Origin of the sequence: Amycolatopsis sp. CFH S0740, assembly GCF_004522315.1 — a bacterium.
GTDB lineage: Bacteria > Actinomycetota > Actinomycetes > Mycobacteriales > Pseudonocardiaceae > Amycolatopsis > Amycolatopsis nivea.
Genome location: NZ_SDLS01000025.1, coordinates 52,731 through 68,708, shown reverse-complemented (window position 1 = coordinate 68,708; position 15,978 = coordinate 52,731). Strand labels below are relative to the sequence as shown.

General features: G+C 70.3%; 12 protein-coding genes. 6 read left to right on the top strand and 6 right to left on the bottom strand.

Features of this window, described 5'->3' with window-relative positions:
- Positions 1-8: 8 nt before the first annotated feature.
- Positions 9-929: a hydroxymethylglutaryl-CoA lyase gene (locus EIZ45_RS33200; protein ID WP_043833336.1), complete on the bottom strand. Its 921-nt coding sequence runs from the start codon at positions 927-929 to the stop codon at positions 9-11.
- Positions 930-990: 61 nt separating this feature from the next.
- Positions 991-1,476 (bottom strand): MarR family winged helix-turn-helix transcriptional regulator, encoded by a 486-nt coding sequence (locus EIZ45_RS33195; protein WP_037819777.1) that lies wholly within the window; start codon positions 1,474-1,476, stop codon positions 991-993.
- A gap of 97 nt (positions 1,477-1,573) precedes the next feature.
- On the opposite strand from EIZ45_RS33195, the gene EIZ45_RS33190 reads away from it, so the two are divergent.
- The 4 genes from EIZ45_RS33190 (at position 1,574) to EIZ45_RS33175 (ending at position 9,148) form a co-directional block, all read left to right on the top strand.
- On the top strand, positions 1,574-2,911 hold the full coding sequence (locus EIZ45_RS33190; RefSeq protein ID WP_043833334.1) for an MFS transporter: 1,338 nt from the start codon (positions 1,574-1,576) through the stop codon (positions 2,909-2,911).
- 233 nt (positions 2,912-3,144) lie between these two features.
- On the top strand, positions 3,145-4,578 hold the full coding sequence (locus tag EIZ45_RS33185) for an LCP family protein (RefSeq protein ID WP_134666604.1): 1,434 nt from the start codon (positions 3,145-3,147) through the stop codon (positions 4,576-4,578).
- A gap of 271 nt (positions 4,579-4,849) precedes the next feature.
- Positions 4,850-8,734, top strand: coding sequence for a Pls/PosA family non-ribosomal peptide synthetase (locus tag EIZ45_RS33180; RefSeq protein ID WP_205670123.1), 3,885 nt, complete (start codon positions 4,850-4,852; stop codon positions 8,732-8,734).
- 24 nt (positions 8,735-8,758) lie between these two features.
- Entirely contained in the window at positions 8,759-9,148 is a 390-nt protein-coding gene (locus tag EIZ45_RS33175; protein WP_134666608.1) for a hypothetical protein, read from the top strand.
- A 17-nt stretch (positions 9,149-9,165) separates the two neighbouring features.
- Here EIZ45_RS33175 and EIZ45_RS33170 read toward each other — a convergent pair whose 3' ends face one another.
- Positions 9,166-10,365, bottom strand: a complete 1,200-nt coding sequence (locus EIZ45_RS33170; protein ID WP_134666610.1) for a CaiB/BaiF CoA-transferase family protein — start codon at positions 10,363-10,365, stop codon at positions 9,166-9,168.
- On the bottom strand, positions 10,365-11,546 hold the full coding sequence (locus tag EIZ45_RS33165) for an acyl-CoA dehydrogenase family protein (RefSeq protein WP_235146768.1): 1,182 nt from the start codon (positions 11,544-11,546) through the stop codon (positions 10,365-10,367). Before EIZ45_RS33165 ends, EIZ45_RS33170 begins: the two co-directional genes overlap by 1 nt.
- Positions 11,547-11,673: 127 nt before the next feature.
- Here EIZ45_RS33165 and EIZ45_RS33160 point away from each other — a divergent pair, with 127 nt between their 5' ends.
- Together EIZ45_RS33160 and EIZ45_RS33155 are read left to right on the top strand one after the other, a co-directional pair.
- On the top strand, positions 11,674-12,414 hold the full coding sequence (locus tag EIZ45_RS33160) for an IclR family transcriptional regulator (RefSeq protein WP_037819757.1): 741 nt from the start codon (positions 11,674-11,676) through the stop codon (positions 12,412-12,414).
- Positions 12,415-12,605: 191 nt separating this feature from the next.
- Positions 12,606-13,922, top strand: coding sequence for an MFS transporter (locus EIZ45_RS33155; RefSeq protein ID WP_051729770.1), 1,317 nt, complete (start codon positions 12,606-12,608; stop codon positions 13,920-13,922).
- Here EIZ45_RS33155 and EIZ45_RS33150 read toward each other — a convergent pair.
- Both EIZ45_RS33150 and EIZ45_RS33145 read right to left on the bottom strand, forming a co-directional pair.
- Positions 13,915-15,087, bottom strand: a complete 1,173-nt coding sequence (locus EIZ45_RS33150) for a polysaccharide pyruvyl transferase family protein (protein ID WP_134666612.1) — start codon at positions 15,085-15,087, stop codon at positions 13,915-13,917. The two genes, EIZ45_RS33155 and EIZ45_RS33150, sit on opposite strands and share 8 nt — an antisense overlap.
- Positions 15,084-15,653 (bottom strand): OmpA family protein, encoded by a 570-nt coding sequence (locus EIZ45_RS33145; protein ID WP_134666614.1) that lies wholly within the window; start codon positions 15,651-15,653, stop codon positions 15,084-15,086. The genes EIZ45_RS33150 and EIZ45_RS33145 overlap by 4 nt, the downstream gene beginning before the upstream one ends.
- Between the last annotated feature and the right edge of the window lie 325 nt (positions 15,654-15,978).

Below are 15,978 nucleotides of genomic sequence, written 5' to 3'. Positions count from 1 at the left end.
AAAGAAAGTCAGGCGGACGCGAAGCCGGCGCGGGCGACCATGCTGTGCAGCGGGCGGCCGAGCGCTTCTTCGCAGGCCGCGGACGCCGCGGCGAGCTGGTCGAGATCGAGGCCGGTGTCGACGCCCATCGCGGCGAACAGGCTGGCGAGGTCCTCGGTGCACACGTTGCCGGTGAGCCCGGCCCCGTAGCCGATCTTCGCCGGATGCCCGCCGACGCCGCCCATCGCGGAGTCGAAATGGCGGCACCCGGCTTCCAACGCGGCGACGGCGTTCGCGATCCCGGTCCCGCGCGTGTTGTGCAGGTGCGCGACCAGCGGCAGGTCCGGGTGCTCGCGGGACAGCCGGGTGTAGAGCGCGCGCACCGAACCCGGGGTCGCGACGCCGGTCGTGTCGCCCAAGGTCACGAGGCTCGCGCCGAGGTCGGCGAACCGCGCGACGTCCTCGGCCACCCGGCCGGGGTCGACCTTGCCCTCGAACGGGCAGCCGAACGCCACCGAAACCACTCCGACCAGGCGAAACCGTCCGTCGGCGAGCTTGACCATCTCGGTCACTCGCTCCCATTGCCCGGCGCGCGTGGTGCGCAGATTCCGCTCGGTGTGCGCTTCGGTGGCGGACACCAGCAGGCTCAGCTCTTCGGCGCCATGCCCGGCCTCGAGATCCGCGAGCGCGCGTTCGACGGCGCGCGGGTTCGGGCAGGTCGCCTTGAACGCGACGCCTGGGTGCCGGTCGATCCCGGCAAGCACCTCGGACGCGTCGGAGAACCCGGGCACCCGCGCCGGATGGCTGTAGCTGGTCGCCTCGATCCGGCGGAAACCGGTGCGCGCGAACGCGTTCAGCAGCGCGATCTTCGTCGCGGTCGGCACGGGCTCCGGCTCGTGCTGCAGCCCGTCGCGGGCGAAGCACTCGCAGATCGTGACGGCGTCGGACATCCTGGGCCCACCTCCTCGTCGGTGGATCCAGAAGTACGCGAGGGTGTTGATAAAGTCAACACTACTCGGCGGCCGGGTGAGCCCGCTCACTCTCTTCGACGGCCAGCGCGTGCTCGGCCAGCTTGTCCAGCGCGCGGTCCAGCACGCGTGCCTCCTCGCCGGTCAGGGTGGCGAGGAAGTCCGCGTCGCGCTCGTTGGCGGCGGTGATCAGGCCGCGGTACACCCGGGTGCCCTCGGCGGTCAGCGCCAGCTGCGACGTGCGCCCGGACCCTGCGGTGCGGTTCACCAGCCCGCGGTCGGTCAGCCGGCTGACCACGCGGCTCATCTGCGCTTTGTCGAGTCCGGCGCGGCGGGCGAGCCGGTTGAGGGTGAGCGTCGGGTCGGCCGCGATGAGCGCGATCGCCCGCCATTCGCCGAGGCTCACGTCGAAGTCCCGCCGATAGCGCACCGCGGCGCTGCGCGACATCGCCGACGACGTGCGCGAGAGCCGGTAGGACAGCAGTCCGGAGATGGGGACCAGGTCGTGTCCGTCTGCGCGTTCGGCCATGGCCGTGCATCGTAGCCGTTACCCGCCGGGTGTTGACAAACTCAACACTCGATGCGGAGACTGCCACTCGCCCGATCCGGACGAAGGAGTCTCAGCCGTGGCCGAACCATCCGCTGTCACCGGCGCTCCGGCAACCGCCGCCGTCGACCGCAAAGCGACCTATCGCACGATCGCCCGGCGCGTCATGCCGCTGCTGGTGCTGTGTTATGTCGTCAGCTACATCGACCGCACCAACATCGGGATCGCCCAGCAGGGCCTGAAACGGGATCTCGGCTTCGGCCCGGCGGTGTACGGGCTCGGCGTCACGCTGTTCTTCGTCGGCTTCATCCTCTTCGAAGTCCCGAGCAACGCGCTGCTCGCCCGCATCGGCGCGCGCAAAACGCTCGCCCGCATCATGGCCACCTGGGGCGTGATGACCGTGGTGACCCTGTTCGTGCAGAACGAGATCATGTTCTACGCCGCGCGCTTCCTGCTCGGCGTCGCGGAAGCCGGGTTCTTCCCCGGCGCGCTGTACCTGCTGTCGCTGTGGTTCCCATCGTCGCGGCGGACGCGGATGACGGCCGTGTTCTTCATCGGCATCCCGGTGTCCGGCGCGCTCGGGTCGGTGATGTCGGGCTGGATCATGCACTCGCTCGGCGGCGTCGGCGGGCTCGCGGACTGGCAGTGGCTGTTCCTGATCGAAGGGATCCCGCCGATCCTGCTGGCCGGGCTCGTGCTGCTCTTCGTCACCGACGGCCCGGAGCAGGCGAAGTGGCTCACCGCGGACCAGAAGGCCGCCGTGCGCGCCGACCTCGACGCGGACCTGCGCGACAAAGGGGAGACGAAGCAGAAGCACAGCGGCCTGCTGCTCGCGCTGCGCGACCCGAAGGTCTGGATCCTCGGGCTCTGCGCGTGCGGCGCGTACACGCTGGCGAACGCCGTCTCGTACTGGACGCCGCGGATCATCGCCAATGCCGGCGTCGGCAACGTGCTGAACCTCGGCTTCTTCTCGGCGATCCCGCCGCTGCTCGGCATCGTGGTGATGCTGCTGGTCGGCAGGCATTCCGACCGCACCCTGGAGCGGCGCTGGCACGCGGCGACGAGCTGGATCGTGGCGGTGTTCGCGATGCTGGCGATCTCGGTGTCCGGCGGCAACGTCGTGGTGGTCGTCCTGCTGCTCGCGGTGATGGCGGCCGCGCACTACTCGGGGCTGACGGTGTTCTACTCGATCCCGTCGATCTATCTGACCGACCGGGCCGCGGCGACCGGGATCGCGGTCGTGACGTCGATGGGCTCGTTCGCCGCCGCCGCTTCGCCGTCCCTGCTCGGATTCATCGAATCCTCGACCGGGAGCTTGTCGCTGGGGCTGCAGATCAGCGCGGGCATCATCCTGCTCGCCGTCGTGGTGCTGCTGGTCGGCGTCCGCCCCGGCGATCTTCGCGAACGGCAGCGCTGACCCGCTCCCGCAGAAGTACGTGAGGGTTCCCCTCAGGGAATCAGATTCCGTGCGGGTTCCCCTCACGTACTTCCGGCGTCCTGTGCCGGAGCGGCGCTGACCCTCCAAAGTGTGACGCTCGCCGGCGGGCGCCCGTCCGACCTCGGCGGGCTGCCCGGCCGGTCCTCTCTCTCATCGCTCTCACAGGAACCCCGGAGTAGACCGGGTGCCGCCGGAGGGAGGAGCGGTGAGCGATGGAGCGCGCGAACGGGCACTGGGCCGAGCGGATCGGCGTGGTCGCGCTGGTCGCGGTCCTGCTGGGCGGGGCCGCCTACGGGTGGGCCGAGCTGCGCGCGCTGCTGTCCGGGGTCACCGCGTCGACCGCGCTCGACGGGCGAGCCCGGCCGGGCGGGGACACGAACATCCTCGTCATGGGACTCGATTCGCGGCTCGACGAACGGGGCGAACCGCTGCCCGCCGAGCTCTACGAACAGCTGCACGCGGGAGACCAGCACGTCGGCGGGTACAACACCGATGTGCTGATGCTGCTGCACGTTTCGGCGGACGGCGGGCATCCCACGGTCATCTCCATTCCGCGCGACGACTACACCGATCTCGCCGGCTGTCCGGACGGGATGTGCCAGGGCCGGATCAAGGAGGCTTACGGGTACGCGTTCGCCGCGGAAGCCAAACGTCTTGCCGCGCAAGGCGTCACCGAGAAGGCGGCTCGCGAACAGAGGTCGCGCGACGCCGGCCGCGCGGCAGAAGTCGCTACGGTGCGCCAGTTCCTCGGCGGAGTCGCGGTGGACCATTTCGTCGAAGTCGCCCTGGTCGCGTTCTATCAACTGGCGCAGGTCGTGCAGCCGATCACGGTGTGTTTGACCGAGGCCGCCCACGACAGTTACTCAGGTGCGGATTTCCCGAGCGGCCAGCAGCGGATTTCCGCGGCGCAGGCGCTCGCGTTCGTGCGGCAGCGGCGCGATTCGCAGCACGAGTTCACCGACCTGGACCGGGAACGGCGCCAGCAAGCGTTTCTCGTTTCGCTGGCGCATCAGCTGGAAGAAGGCGGGGTGTTCGGCGACCCGGGGAAACTCGGGCAGCTGGTTTCGGTCGCGCGGCAGAATGTCGCGATCGATTCCGGGCTCGACCTCAACGCCCTGGCGCGGCAGGCGGAATCGTTCGCAGGCGGGGATCTGACCTTGACGTCGCTTCCGGTCGAACGGTTCGAAAAAGACGCGCGCGGCGAAGACGTCAATATCGTCGATCCGGTGCGAATACGGGCCGCCGCGGCCCGGCTGCTCGGCCGGACCGTCCCGCCGCCGCCCGCCGCGACGGCCGGACCCGCGGTGGACGTGGTGAACGCGAGCGGCCGTGAAGGCGCGGCCGCCCGGGTGCTGAAGACGCTCCCGTCGCGGGGATACCGCGCCGGGCGCACGTCCAACGCGCGGCACACGCACCGCACCGTCGTCCGCTACGGGCGCGGGGATTCCGCGTCGGCGGCGAAACTCGTGGCCGCGCTCGGCGGCGGGTACGGCGTGGGCTACGACGGCGCGCTGGCGGCGGGGGAGCTGAAGCTGGTGCTGGGCACGGATTTCCGGGAAAAGGCCGGCGAGGCCGCTCCGGTGCCGGTCGCCCCGGTTTCGCCCGCCGACGAATTGTCCGGAGGCGGGGTGCCCTGCGTGCGGTGAACGGGAGAAGCACAAAGATCCTGTGAACCGGTTGAGAACGAATTCCGAAATTAACTCTGCCGAGTGACATCGGCGGCACTGCGTCCGCTAATGTCCGGACTCGCGTGACGAGCCGCACAGCAGCGGCTGGGGGATTGCCCGATATCTGTTCTTGTTCCGATTTCAGCGTCCGGGAACGGCGCTGCTGCTTCAGCCCGGCCGCACGCCGCCCATTGTTGAGTGGTTTCCGGCCGGTTTCGTGACTCGTGTTCTCCTGGAAGGATGTTTTCCTGTGACGCTGGACGCGGATCGGGCGCGCATCGTCGCGCCCGAGAGGCTCGCCGAAAAGGCGACGGCGATTTACCGGGCGGGCCCGGCGCCCGCCGTGCGCACTCTTTACGACATTTTCGCCGAAACGGTGCGCAACCACCCGGACGCGCTCGCACTCGACGACGGAACCGAGCGCGCGACGTACCGCGATTTCGCCGCACAGGTCGAAGAACTCGCCGGACGCCTCCGCGCCGCCGGGGTCATGCCGGACGACCGCGTCGGCATCCGGATGACCTCCGGCACCGCGGCGCTGTACCGCAGCATTCTCGCCGTTCTTTCCACTGGTGCGGCTTATGTCCCGGTCGACGCCGACGATCCGGCCGACCGCGCCGAGACCGTGTGGACGGAAGCTCAGGCAAACCTGGTCCTGACCGACGCCGGAGTACCGGCGTCGCGTGGACCGCAGTGGCCGCGAGTCCGTCCGCAGCCGCAGGACGACGCGTGGATCATCTTCACCTCCGGCTCCACCGGAAAACCCAAGGGCGTCGCGGTCACGCATCGCGCGGCTGCGGCCTTTGTGGACGCTGAAGCCCGGCTGTTCTGCTCCGCGCAGCCGCTCGGCCCGGGCGATCGCGTGCTGGCCGGGCTGAGTGTCGCGTTTGATGCGTCGTGCGAGGAAATGTGGCTGGCGTGGCGACACGGCGCGTGCCTGGTCCCGGCACCGCGTTCGCTCGTCCGCGCGGGTGCCGACCTCGGACCGTGGCTGGTCGAGCGGGGCGTCACGGTCGTGTCCACCGTGCCGACGCTCGCCGCGCTGTGGCCAGTGGACACTCTGGCCAGCGTCCGGCTGCTCATCCTCGGCGGCGAAGCGTGCCCGCCGGAGGTCGTGACCCGTTTCGACGACGGCAAACGGGAAATCTGGAACACTTACGGCCCAACGGAAACCACCGTAGTCGCGTGTGCACAACGGCTGCGTGCGGGCGAACCGGTGCGGATCGGGCTGCCGCTCGACGGCTGGGATCTCGCGGTCGTCGACCCCGAGGACCCGGCGGGCATCCCGGTGCCGTGGGGCCGCAGCGGGGAACTGGTGATCGGCGGCGCCGGCCTCGCCCGGTACCTCGACGCGGCGAAGGACGCGCAGAAATTCGTGCCGCTGCCGGGGCTCGGCTGGAGCCGCGCGTACCGCAGCGGCGATCTGGTGCGCGCGGTGCCGGAGGGGCTGGAGTTCGTCGGCCGCGCGGACGGCCAGGTCAAGATCGGCGGACGACGCGTCGAACTGGGCGAGATCGACGCCGCACTGCGCGCGTTGCCTGGTGTCGCTGCCGCCGCGACCGTCGTGCAGCGCACGGACAGCGGCGCGCAGGTGCTGGTCGGCTACGTGGTGCCGGAGGGCGAGAGCCTCGATCGCACCGCAGCGCGCAGCCTTCTGCTGGACCGGTTGCCCGCAGCGTTGGTGCCCCGGCTCGCGTTGGTCCCGGAGCTGCCGGTGCGCGCGTCGGGCAAGCTCGACCGCGACGCGTTGCCTTGGCCGCTGGAGGAACCGGCCGCCGCGCCGGTGGTGCCGTCCGATCCGAAGCTGGCTTGGCTGTCGCAGGTGTGGAGCGAACACCTCGGAACCACGGCCGGTCCGGACGACGACTTCTTCGACCTCGGCGGCTCGAGCGTGACCGCCGCACGGCTCGTTTCCGTGCTGCGCGAACGGTATCCGAGCGCGGCAGTGTCCGATGTGTACTCCTGTCCGACGCCACGGGAGCTGTACGAACGCCTCGCCGGAGCGCCGGTCGAAACCGTCGCGGCGGAAGAGCCGCAGGTGGCTCCGGTGCGCGGCAGCGGCTGGTGGCAGGCCGGGGTGCAGCTGGTTTTGCTGGCCCTGTCCGGAACGCGGTGGCTGCTTTCGGTGTCGCTGCTCGGCTCGCTGGTTTCGCTGGTGCTGCCGTTGCAGTGGCTGCCGCGGATGTCGTGGTGGATCCTCGTGCCCGCGTGGCTGGTGCTGCTGAGCCCGCCTGGCCGGATGCTGCTCGCCGCGGGCGGCGTGCGGGTGTTGCGCGGAAAGCTCGCGCCGGGGGAGTACCGGCGCGGCGGCATTGTCCACATGCGACTGTGGACGGCGGAACGGTTCGCCGCGGTGGCCGGCCCGCCCGGAGTCGCCGGAACGCCGCTCGCCGCACCGTACGCCCGGTTGCTCGGCAATCGGGTCGGCCGAGGTGTGGACCTGCATTCGCCGCCGCCGGTGAGCGGCCTCGCCGGCTTCGGCGACGGCTGTGCGATCGAGCCCGAGGCGGACCTGGCCGGGTGGTGGCTGGACGGCGCGGTGCTGCGGATCGGCCGGGTCTCGGTCGGAGCCGGTGCGCGCGTCGGTGGCCGCAGCACGCTGTTGCCCGGCACGGATCTCGGTGCCGGATCGGTGCTGCTGCCGGGCTCGACGCTCGACACCCGCGTACCCGACGGCGCGGTCTGGGGCGGCTCCCCGGCCGGCCCCTCGGGCGAACGCCCATCGCGGCCGACCGTGGCGGCACCGCGGGCGAAGCGGTACTCGCTGGCCTTCGCACTCGGCGGCACGGTGCGATCGATGTTCATGCTGGTGTCCGCGATCCCGCTGATCGTGGTCGCACTGTTGCTGATCCCGGCGGCGGACGATCCGCGCGAGGCCGCACTGGCGATCCTGCCGTGGACGCCGTTGCTCGTCCTCGCCGGAATCGTCGGGTACGCCTTGACGATCGTCCTGCTCGTGCGGCTGGCCAGCCTGGCCGTGCGACCGGGGGTTTATCCGGTGCTCAGCCGCGCGGGCTGGGCGGCCTGGTTCGTGCACGAACTGCTGGAAATCGCCCGGCGGCAGTTGTTCCCGCTCTACGCCGCGCTGGCGACGCCGGTCTGGATGCGCTTGCTGGGCGCCCGAATCGGCCGCGGCGTTGAACTGTCCACTGTGCTCAGTCTGCCGTCGCTGCTGCGAGTGCGGGACGGCGCGTTCCTGGCCGACGACGTCCTCGCCGCACCGTACGAACTGGACCGCGGCTGGGTCCGGCTGGGCGTCTCGGAAGTCGGGGAACGCGCGTTCGTCGGCAACTCCGCCGTCGTCGGCCCGGACCGGACGCTCGGTTCCGCGTCACTGGTCGGCGTCCTGTCCGACACCCCGGCGGACGTCCCCGCCGGCACGTCCTGGCTCGGCCGTCCCGCGTTGGAGCTGCGCCGGATCGCGGACACCGCCGATCCCGCCCGCACCTTCGCGCCGCCGCGCCGGTTGAAGCTGGCCCGCGCGTTGGTCGAATCCTGCCGGATCGCGCCGCTGCTGATCGCGGGTCTGCTCGGCCTCGCCGTGAGCGCGGTACTGACTGGAGTGGACATCGCGGACGGCTTCTGGATCGCCGCCGTCCTCGCACCGGCGGTGTTCGTCTCGGCCGGTCTCTTCGCCGCGCTGCTGACGACGCTGATGAAATGGACGCTGGTCGGCCGGTTCCGGCCGGGACGGCATCCACTGTGGAGCGCGTTCGTGTGGCGGAACGAGCTGTACGACACGTTCGTAGAGACGCTCGCGGTGCCGTGGTTCGCCGGATCGTTCCTCGGCACGCCGGTGCTGAACTGGTGGCTGCGAACCCTAGGCGCCCGCATCGGCCGCGGCGTCTGGTGCGAGAGCTACTGGCTGCCGGAAACGGACCTCGTCCACCTCGGCGACGGCGCCGTGGTGAACCGCGGCTGCGTACTGCAAACACACCTGTTCCACGACCGCGTCATGCGGCTGGACCCGGTCCGCCTCGGTGCTGGGGCGACCCTCGGGCCGCGCGCGTTCCAACTGCCGGGCAGCGGAATTTCCGACGGCGCGACGGTCGGTTCGGGTTCGCTGGTGATGGCGGGGGAGACGGTCCCGCCGCGCACCCGGTGGCGCGGGACGCCGGTCCGGCCCTGGCGGTGAGCCAACCACTAGCCTGGGCGGACCATGGACTACCGGAAACTGTTCGGCGAGATCCGCCGATACCCGGGGCTTTACGGGCTGGACGGCAGTTATCACGACTACTGCACGTTCCTCCTCGGCATCGACACCGGCAACGGCGGGCAGTTGCTCACCGGCTTCCGGGAGTCGCTCGTCCCGCGCGTCGGCGACGGCGACAACCTCACCTGGCCTGCGCTGGTCCTGCACCTCGCCTTCCCGGACCGCACCGAGGGCTGGCGCGACGAAGCCGCCGGTGCGGGCCGGGACACCGCGAACGACCTGCTCTTCACGCTGCTGGACGAGTTCTTCGAGAAGCAGGCTCAGCCCCGCGGGACAGCGGCCATCTTCGACGAGTACCTGACCTGGCTCAAAGCCCAGCCCTGGCATCGAGGGTGAAGCCGAACTGCCACCACTCAGCCAGACCCCTGCGGCCTGAGCTGCGTATGCGCCGCACCGATGGAGAGCGCGTCGTCGACTTCTTCTGCGGAAAGCCCCGCCGCGGAAAGCACCTCCCGCGTATCCGCCCCCGGCGGCCGCGGCGATTCCGCGGCACACCCCGGCGTACGGCCGAGTTTCACCGGCACCCCGACCCCGCGATACCCGTCCCGTTCCACGACCATTTCCCGGTGCCGCACCTGCGGCGCGTTCATCGCCTCCGCGATATCGTGCACCGGCGAAGCCGGAACTCCCTTCGCCAGCAATAATTCGGCCAAGGAGTCCCGTTTGTACTGTCCGATCAGGACACTCAGCTCGGCCCGCAACTCACCCACATTGGCGACCCGGTCGGCATTCGAAGCAAACCGCGGATCGGAAGCCAGCCCAGGAGCACCAAGCACGTCGACCAACGCCGCGAACTGTCGATCATTCCCCGCACCGACAAAGAAGAGCCCATCCGCCGTCGAGAAAGTCTCGTAAGGCGCGATCGACGGATGCGCCGACCCAGTCCGCTGCGGCACCGCGCCGTCAGCGAGCCACGCCGCGGAATGCGGATGCAGCAAGCTGATCACCGTGTCCAGCAACGAACAATCCACCAGCTGCCCGAGCCCGGACCGCGCCCGCTCGTGCAGCGCCAGCAGGATCCCGGAAAACCCGAGCACCCCGGTCACCACGTCGACCACCGGCACGCCGATCCGCAACGGCGGCCCGTCAGCCTCGCCGTTCACGCTCATCAGCCCGCCATAGGCCTGCAAGACCGCGTCGTAGCCGGGCAGCCCGCCGAGCGGTCCGTCCGTGCCGAACCCGGTGATGCGGCAGTGGATCAGCGCCGGATACTCCGCCCGGATCGTCTCGTCCGGCCAGCCCCAGCGCGCGAGCGTGCCCGCCTTGAAGTTCTCCACCACCACGTCGGCGCCCGCGAGCAGGGTGCCGAGCAGCGAACGACCGTCCGGACCGGACAGATCGAGCACGATGTTCTTCTTGCCCCGGTTGAGATTCGCGTAGTACGCGCTGGTCCCCTCGGACAGGAACGGCGGACCCCAGCCCCGCGTCTCGTCCCCGGCGGGCGATTCGACCTTGATCACCTCGGCCCCGTGGTCGGCCAGCATCTGCGTGCAGTACGGCCCGGCCAGCACCCGCGACAGGTCCAGCACCCGCAGCCCGTCGAGCGCGCCCATCAGTACGACCTCGGCAGCCCGAGCACGTGCTGGGACACGTAGTTCAGCACCATTTCCTGGCTGATCGGCGCGAGCCGCAGCAGCCGCGCCTCGCGGAAGTAGCGCTCGACGTGGTACTCCCGCGCGTAGCCCATCCCGCCGTGGGTCTGGATCGCCTGGTCGGCGGCCTGGAACCCGGCGTCCGCGCACAGCCATTTCGCCATGTTCGCCTCCTTGCCGGCCGGCAGACCGCGGTCGTAGCGCCAGGCGGCGTTGCGCGCCATCAGCTCCGCCGCGTCGAGCCTGGTCGCGGCCTCGGCCAGCGGGAACGCCAGCCCCTGGTTCTGCCCGATCGGACGGCCGAACACCTGCCGTTCCCCGGCGTAGCGAACCGCGCGGCGCAGGGCGGCGCGGCCGATGCCGAGCGCCTCGTGGGCGAGCAGGATGCGTTCCGGGTTGAGCCCGTCGAGCAGGTACCGGAACCCCTTGCCCTCCTCGCCGACGCGCGCCGATTCCGGCACCCGCAGCCCGTCGATCAGCACCTCGTAGGAGGACACCGCGTTGCGGCCGAGCTTGGGGATCGCGCGCAGCTGCACCGCGTCGGACTCGATGTCCACGACGAACAGGGACATGCCGTCGGTTGGCTTCTCCACCTCTTCGCGCGGCGTGGTGCGGGCGATCAGCACCATCTTCTGCGACTGGCCCGCCTTGGTGATCCAGACCTTCCGGCCGTGCACCACGTAGGAATCGCCGTCGCGGCGGGCGAAGGTGGAGATGCGCGTGGTGTCGGTGCCCGCGTCCGGTTCGGTCACGCCGAAGCAGACGTGCAGCGACCCGTCGACCGCGCCGGGCAGGATTTCCTGGCGCATTTCCTCGCTGCCGTGCTTGACGATCGTGTTCAGCCCGAAGATCGTCAGGTGCATCGTGCTGCACCCGTTCATCCCGGCCCCGGACGCGGCCACTTCCTCCAGCAGCAGCGCGGCTTCGAGGATGCCGAGCCCGCCGCCGCCGTACTGCTCCGGGATCGCCATGCCGAGCCAGCCCGCGGAGGCGAACGCGTCGTAGAACTCGCGCGGGAACTCGGCCCGTTCGTCGCGTTCGGCCCAGTACTCGTCGGGGAACCGGGCGGCCAGCTCGCGCACGGCGCGCCGGATGTCCTCCTGGTCTTGGCTCAGCTGGAAGTCCACAGTACTGCTCTCCATCGTGCGTATATGAGAACGCTAAGTTCGGATATACGTCCAACGTAAGGCGGCGCGCGGCTCGGGTCAAGCGCCGTTCCGGGAGGACGGCGCGATAGGGTTCGTATCTGCGAACGCAGGGGAGGCTGTCATGACCGAGTCGAGCGCCAAGGCGCACCGGACGGTCGGCCGCGTCACCAGCATCCTCGAGTGCGTCGCGCGGCAGCCCGGGATGCGGCTGCACGAGCTGTCGGTCGCTCTCGACGCGCCCAAATCCTCGGTGTTCGGCCTGGTCAAAGGCTTGGTGTCGACCGGCTACCTGGTCGAGGCCGACGGCGCCTACCGGCTCGGCCCGGCGCTGGGGAACCTGCTCACCGGCGGCCTGCCCGGCATCGCGACCGCGGCCCGGCCCGCCTTGGAGGAGCTGCGCCGCCGGTTCGGTGAGACCGTGATGCTCGGCGCCGAGGTCGGGGATTCGCTGATCTACGTGGACGCGGTCGAGTCCGAGCAGCCGATCCGCTACTCGGCACCGCTCCGCACGCGGCGACCGCTGTACCCGCCGAGCGCGGGCAAGATCGTCCTCGCGTACTGGTCAGCGCGCCGCCGCGAGGCGTACCTGAAGTCAGTGCTCCCAGATGCCGAGCGCGTGCGGGCCGCGATGGACGAACTCGACACCGTCCGCGCCGAGGGCGTCGCGCTCAACCGCGGCGAAACCCTGCCCGACGTGAGCGCGGCGGCGCGGCCGATCCTGGTCGACGGAGAGGTCGTCGCGGCGATCGCGGTCGCGGGCCCGACCACGCGGATTTCCGGCCGTCTGCCGGAGATCGGCGACGCGCTCGCCGGCATCACCGCGGCGGTCGTGAAGCGCTGGGAAGCCGCGCGCCAGGGCTGACTCACCGCGTGCGTGTTGGGCGCGGCTAGAACCGTGATCAACACGCACGACCCTCGATCCACCCCCTTGACCGCCGACCCTGCGGCCTCTTAGCATCCGGATATACGCATCATGCGTTCCCAAATACGCACGCAACGGCGCGCGCCGGCTGGCTTCCGCTCGCCTGTGCCCCAGTTCCGGAGAGCAGGACCATGCCCAGTGTTGTGGACGACAGCGTCGGAACGACCCGGAAAGCCCCGCGCGGAGTCGGGGTCGCGGTGGTCGTCGGCTCCGCGCTCGAGTGGTTCGATTTCTATCTCTACGCGTCGATGGCCGCGCTGGTGTTCGGCCACGTCTTCTTCCCGCCCGGCAACGACGCCGCCGCGACGATGGCCTCGGTCGCGACCTTCGCGGTCGGCTTCCTGGCCCGCCCGATCGGCGGCATCGTGTTCGGTGCGCTCGGCGACCGGATCGGGCGCAAGAAAGTGCTGTCGTGGACCTTCGTGCTGATGGGCGTTTCCTCGGCAGGCATTGGATTATTGCCGAGTTACGCGAGCGCCGGGCTTCTCGCGCCGGTTCTGCTCGTGGTGCTGCGGCTGCTGCAAGGACTCGGCGCCGGGGCGGAATTCGGCGGCGCGATCGCAGTCGCCTACGAGCACGCTGATCCGCGCAAACGCGGGCGGCAAGGTTCGTGGCCCGCGCTGGGCGTGAACGTCGGGTTGCTCGTCTCCTCGCTCGCCGTCGCCGGACTGACCACTTTGGACAAGGAGTTCCTGCACGGGTTCGGCTGGCGGATCCCGTTCCTGGCCAGCTTCCTGCTCGTCGGCGTCGGACTGTGGGTGCGCCGCCGGGTGCCGGAAACCCCGGAGTTCGAGAACCTGGTGCGCAGCAAGAAAAACCGGCCGCGCGGCTGGGCGAATCGGCCGCTGGTGAAGCTGTTCCGCAGCGACTGGCGCGCGCTCGCGGTGGTCATGGTGATCACCATCGGCTACAACGGCGTCAGCTACGTGTTCAAGACGTTCTCGCTCGCCTATTTGACGAATTTCCGCGGCGTACCGGCGAATATCGGCGCGCTGGGGATCAGCATCGCGAGCGCGACGGCGATCGTGACGGTGCCGATCGCCGGGTGGATCAGCGACCGGATCGGCGCGAAGAAGGTCGTGGTCGCCGGCGGGGTCGCGACGGGATTGCTGGCGTTCCCGTTCTTCTGGCTGCTCGACACCGGCACCAGCTGGTTCATCTGGCTCGGCCTCGTGCTGGCGACCGGCATCGTGGTCCCGGCGATGTTGTCGGCGCAAGGAGCGTTCCTGGCCAAGCAGTTCCCGGCCGAGGTCCGCTCGACCGGGCTGGGCACCGGCCGCGAGGTCGGGGGAGCGGTGTCCGGCGGGCTGGCACCGCTGGCCGCACTGGCGATCGTGGAAGCCTCCGCGACGCACGCGACCTGGGGTGTTTCGCTGCTGTTCATCGCGGGCGCGTTGTGCATCGGACTCGGCGCGCTCGCCGACCAGAGCCGCAGCAAACTCAACTGAGCCGCGGCCACCGGGTGCGGGTTTTGGGCAGTTCCGGACCGTAGACGGCTTCGGCGACTGAGCGTTTGAGGTTCGCGCAGTGGTGCAGCACGTGTGCCGGGAAACCGTTGCCGGAAGGGCGTTCCGGCGGTTTCTCGGCACCGGCTGCCACGAGTGTCCATCCGGAACCGAGTTCGATGAGGCTCTGGTGTTTCGTGGTGTAGTACTCCGGCGCAACGTCGACTGCCACGCCGGTCGCGCCCGCCGCGGCGGCGACCAGATGCAGATGGAAGCGGCTGGAGATCCAGGTCTGTCCGGGCGCGAGCGGGAGACCGCGATGCCACACGTCGCGGAACGGGTGGAATTCCGCACCGGGCAGTTCGTGTTCCAGCAACGCGAAAACCTCGCGGTCGACGCGAGGAATCCCTTCCATCACAGCGAGTTCGCCCGGCGGCAGCCGCCACTCGCGCACCAGGCCGAGTACCTGGGCGGCGAGCGAGGACGGTCGCTCGGTGCCGATGTCCGACTGCATGCACAGGACGAACTCGCGCGTCGTGGGCGTCGTCGGCGGTTGCGGCGCAAGGAAAGCGTCGTCGCAGGACCGCTCGACACCCGCGACGCCGTGCAGGAGTTCGGCGGACGGATCGTCGCGGACGTCCACGACGTCGAATCGCTCGGCAAGCGCGCGCAACAGTACGGCCGCGCCCGGCGGGAAGGGGACGAAACCCTGTCCGGTCATTGCCGAACGGGCTCCGGAACGCTGCGCGGCCGCGGCGGCCCCGGCGACCAGTCCCAGGTGCCGGGGCCACAGCGCGTTGACGTAACCGCCGCCGATCAGATGCACGACGTCGAGCTTGCCGAGCAGTTCGATCCCCGCGTCCCAGCGCGGCGCGCGACCGGGGTCGTGCACCGCGGACCGCACCCAGGACGCGACTTCCCACGGATCGTCCGACGGCGCTTCGCCGCACAGCCGCCACAAGGTGTCCGTGCAGCGCAAACGCGGATGCAGGTCGCCGAACAAATGCTGTGCGGGACCCGGCGAATGCGTGTCGAGCCAGACTTCGGCGTCCGGCTCGGTGCGGGCCAAGCGGCGGATCCAAGCCGCGGCGATCAGTTCGTCGCCGAAGTTCGGATAGCCGCTCGGCCCGACCAGGTAATGCCGGCGGGGGGACGGGGCAGGAGTCACGAAGCGACGCTGAGCTGCGTGTCCAACGCCTGGTCGCCCTGTGCCTTCTCGCTTCCGCTCGGCTCGGCCTGGATGCGGTCCTTGGCCACGCCGTCGCCCTCGAGCGCGGTCGAGATCGCCTGCGCGCGCTCCTCGGACAGCTTCTTGGCCTTGTCCGCGTCCGGGTAGCCGGCGTGGGTCTCGACCTTCAGTTTGACATCGTTGCCCTGCATGGCTTTCGCGATCGCGGCGAGGCCTTCCTTGGCCTTGGCGGTCAAGTCCGCCTTCTCCGGCTCGAACTTGATCGGCGAGGCCTGCGAGGCCTGCTGGATCGCGGCGGTGACCGCCTGCGCGGCCGGGCCGCCGGCGTTCTGCCCGGGGGCTCCGTTCTGGCCGGACGCGCCGTTCTGCCCGGCGTCGCCGGACTGGTTGGCTCCGCTGGGCTGTGCGGCTCCGCTGGACTGGGCGGTGTTCTGCCCGGACGCTCCGGATCCGGACGAGTCGTTCGATCCGCCCGACCCGCACGCGCTGACCAGCGCGACGACGGCTGCGGCCCCGACGACCGCCTTGACGAGTGCCCTCTGCATGAGAATTGCGCTCCTTCGGCTGGGTTCGCCGGGATCTGAACACGGGGCCAGGACAGCGGCAACCGGGACGCACCCGGCGAACGCGCCAAGCCACCGCGCGGTTTCGCCCCGTCAGCAGGGAAGGGGCGGCGGCTCGCGGCCTCGCCCGCGGAAACTGACATCCACCCGGGTGAGGGACCCGGCAAGTCCACAAAGGACAGTAAGATCGCGACGCGCGAGGCAGCTGTATAACGACCTATTCAGCGCGCCTTCGGGCGATTTGTCCGGCTGTGCCGACGGCGAACCGGAGACGCGCGTTCCGGTCCGATCAAGGGGCAAAAAGCCC

Coding starts and splice junctions, on each gene's coding strand:
- EIZ45_RS33145 (WP_134666614.1), bottom strand. CDS start 15,653: ATGCAGAGGGCACTCGTCAAGGCGGTCGTCGGGGCCGCAGCCGTCGTC.
- EIZ45_RS33165 (WP_235146768.1), bottom strand. CDS start 11,546: ATGGAGAGCAGTACTGTGGACTTCCAGCTGAGCCAAGACCAGGAGGAC.
- EIZ45_RS33160 (WP_037819757.1), top strand. CDS start 11,674: ATGACCGAGTCGAGCGCCAAGGCGCACCGGACGGTCGGCCGCGTCACC.
- EIZ45_RS33200 (WP_043833336.1), bottom strand. CDS start 929: ATGTCCGACGCCGTCACGATCTGCGAGTGCTTCGCCCGCGACGGGCTG.
- EIZ45_RS33155 (WP_051729770.1), top strand. CDS start 12,606: ATGCCCAGTGTTGTGGACGACAGCGTCGGAACGACCCGGAAAGCCCCG.
- EIZ45_RS33195 (WP_037819777.1), bottom strand. CDS start 1,476: ATGGCCGAACGCGCAGACGGACACGACCTGGTCCCCATCTCCGGACTG.
- EIZ45_RS33185 (WP_134666604.1), top strand. CDS start 3,145: ATGGAGCGCGCGAACGGGCACTGGGCCGAGCGGATCGGCGTGGTCGCG.
- EIZ45_RS33175 (WP_134666608.1), top strand. CDS start 8,759: ATGGACTACCGGAAACTGTTCGGCGAGATCCGCCGATACCCGGGGCTT.
- EIZ45_RS33170 (WP_134666610.1), bottom strand. CDS start 10,365: ATGGGCGCGCTCGACGGGCTGCGGGTGCTGGACCTGTCGCGGGTGCTG.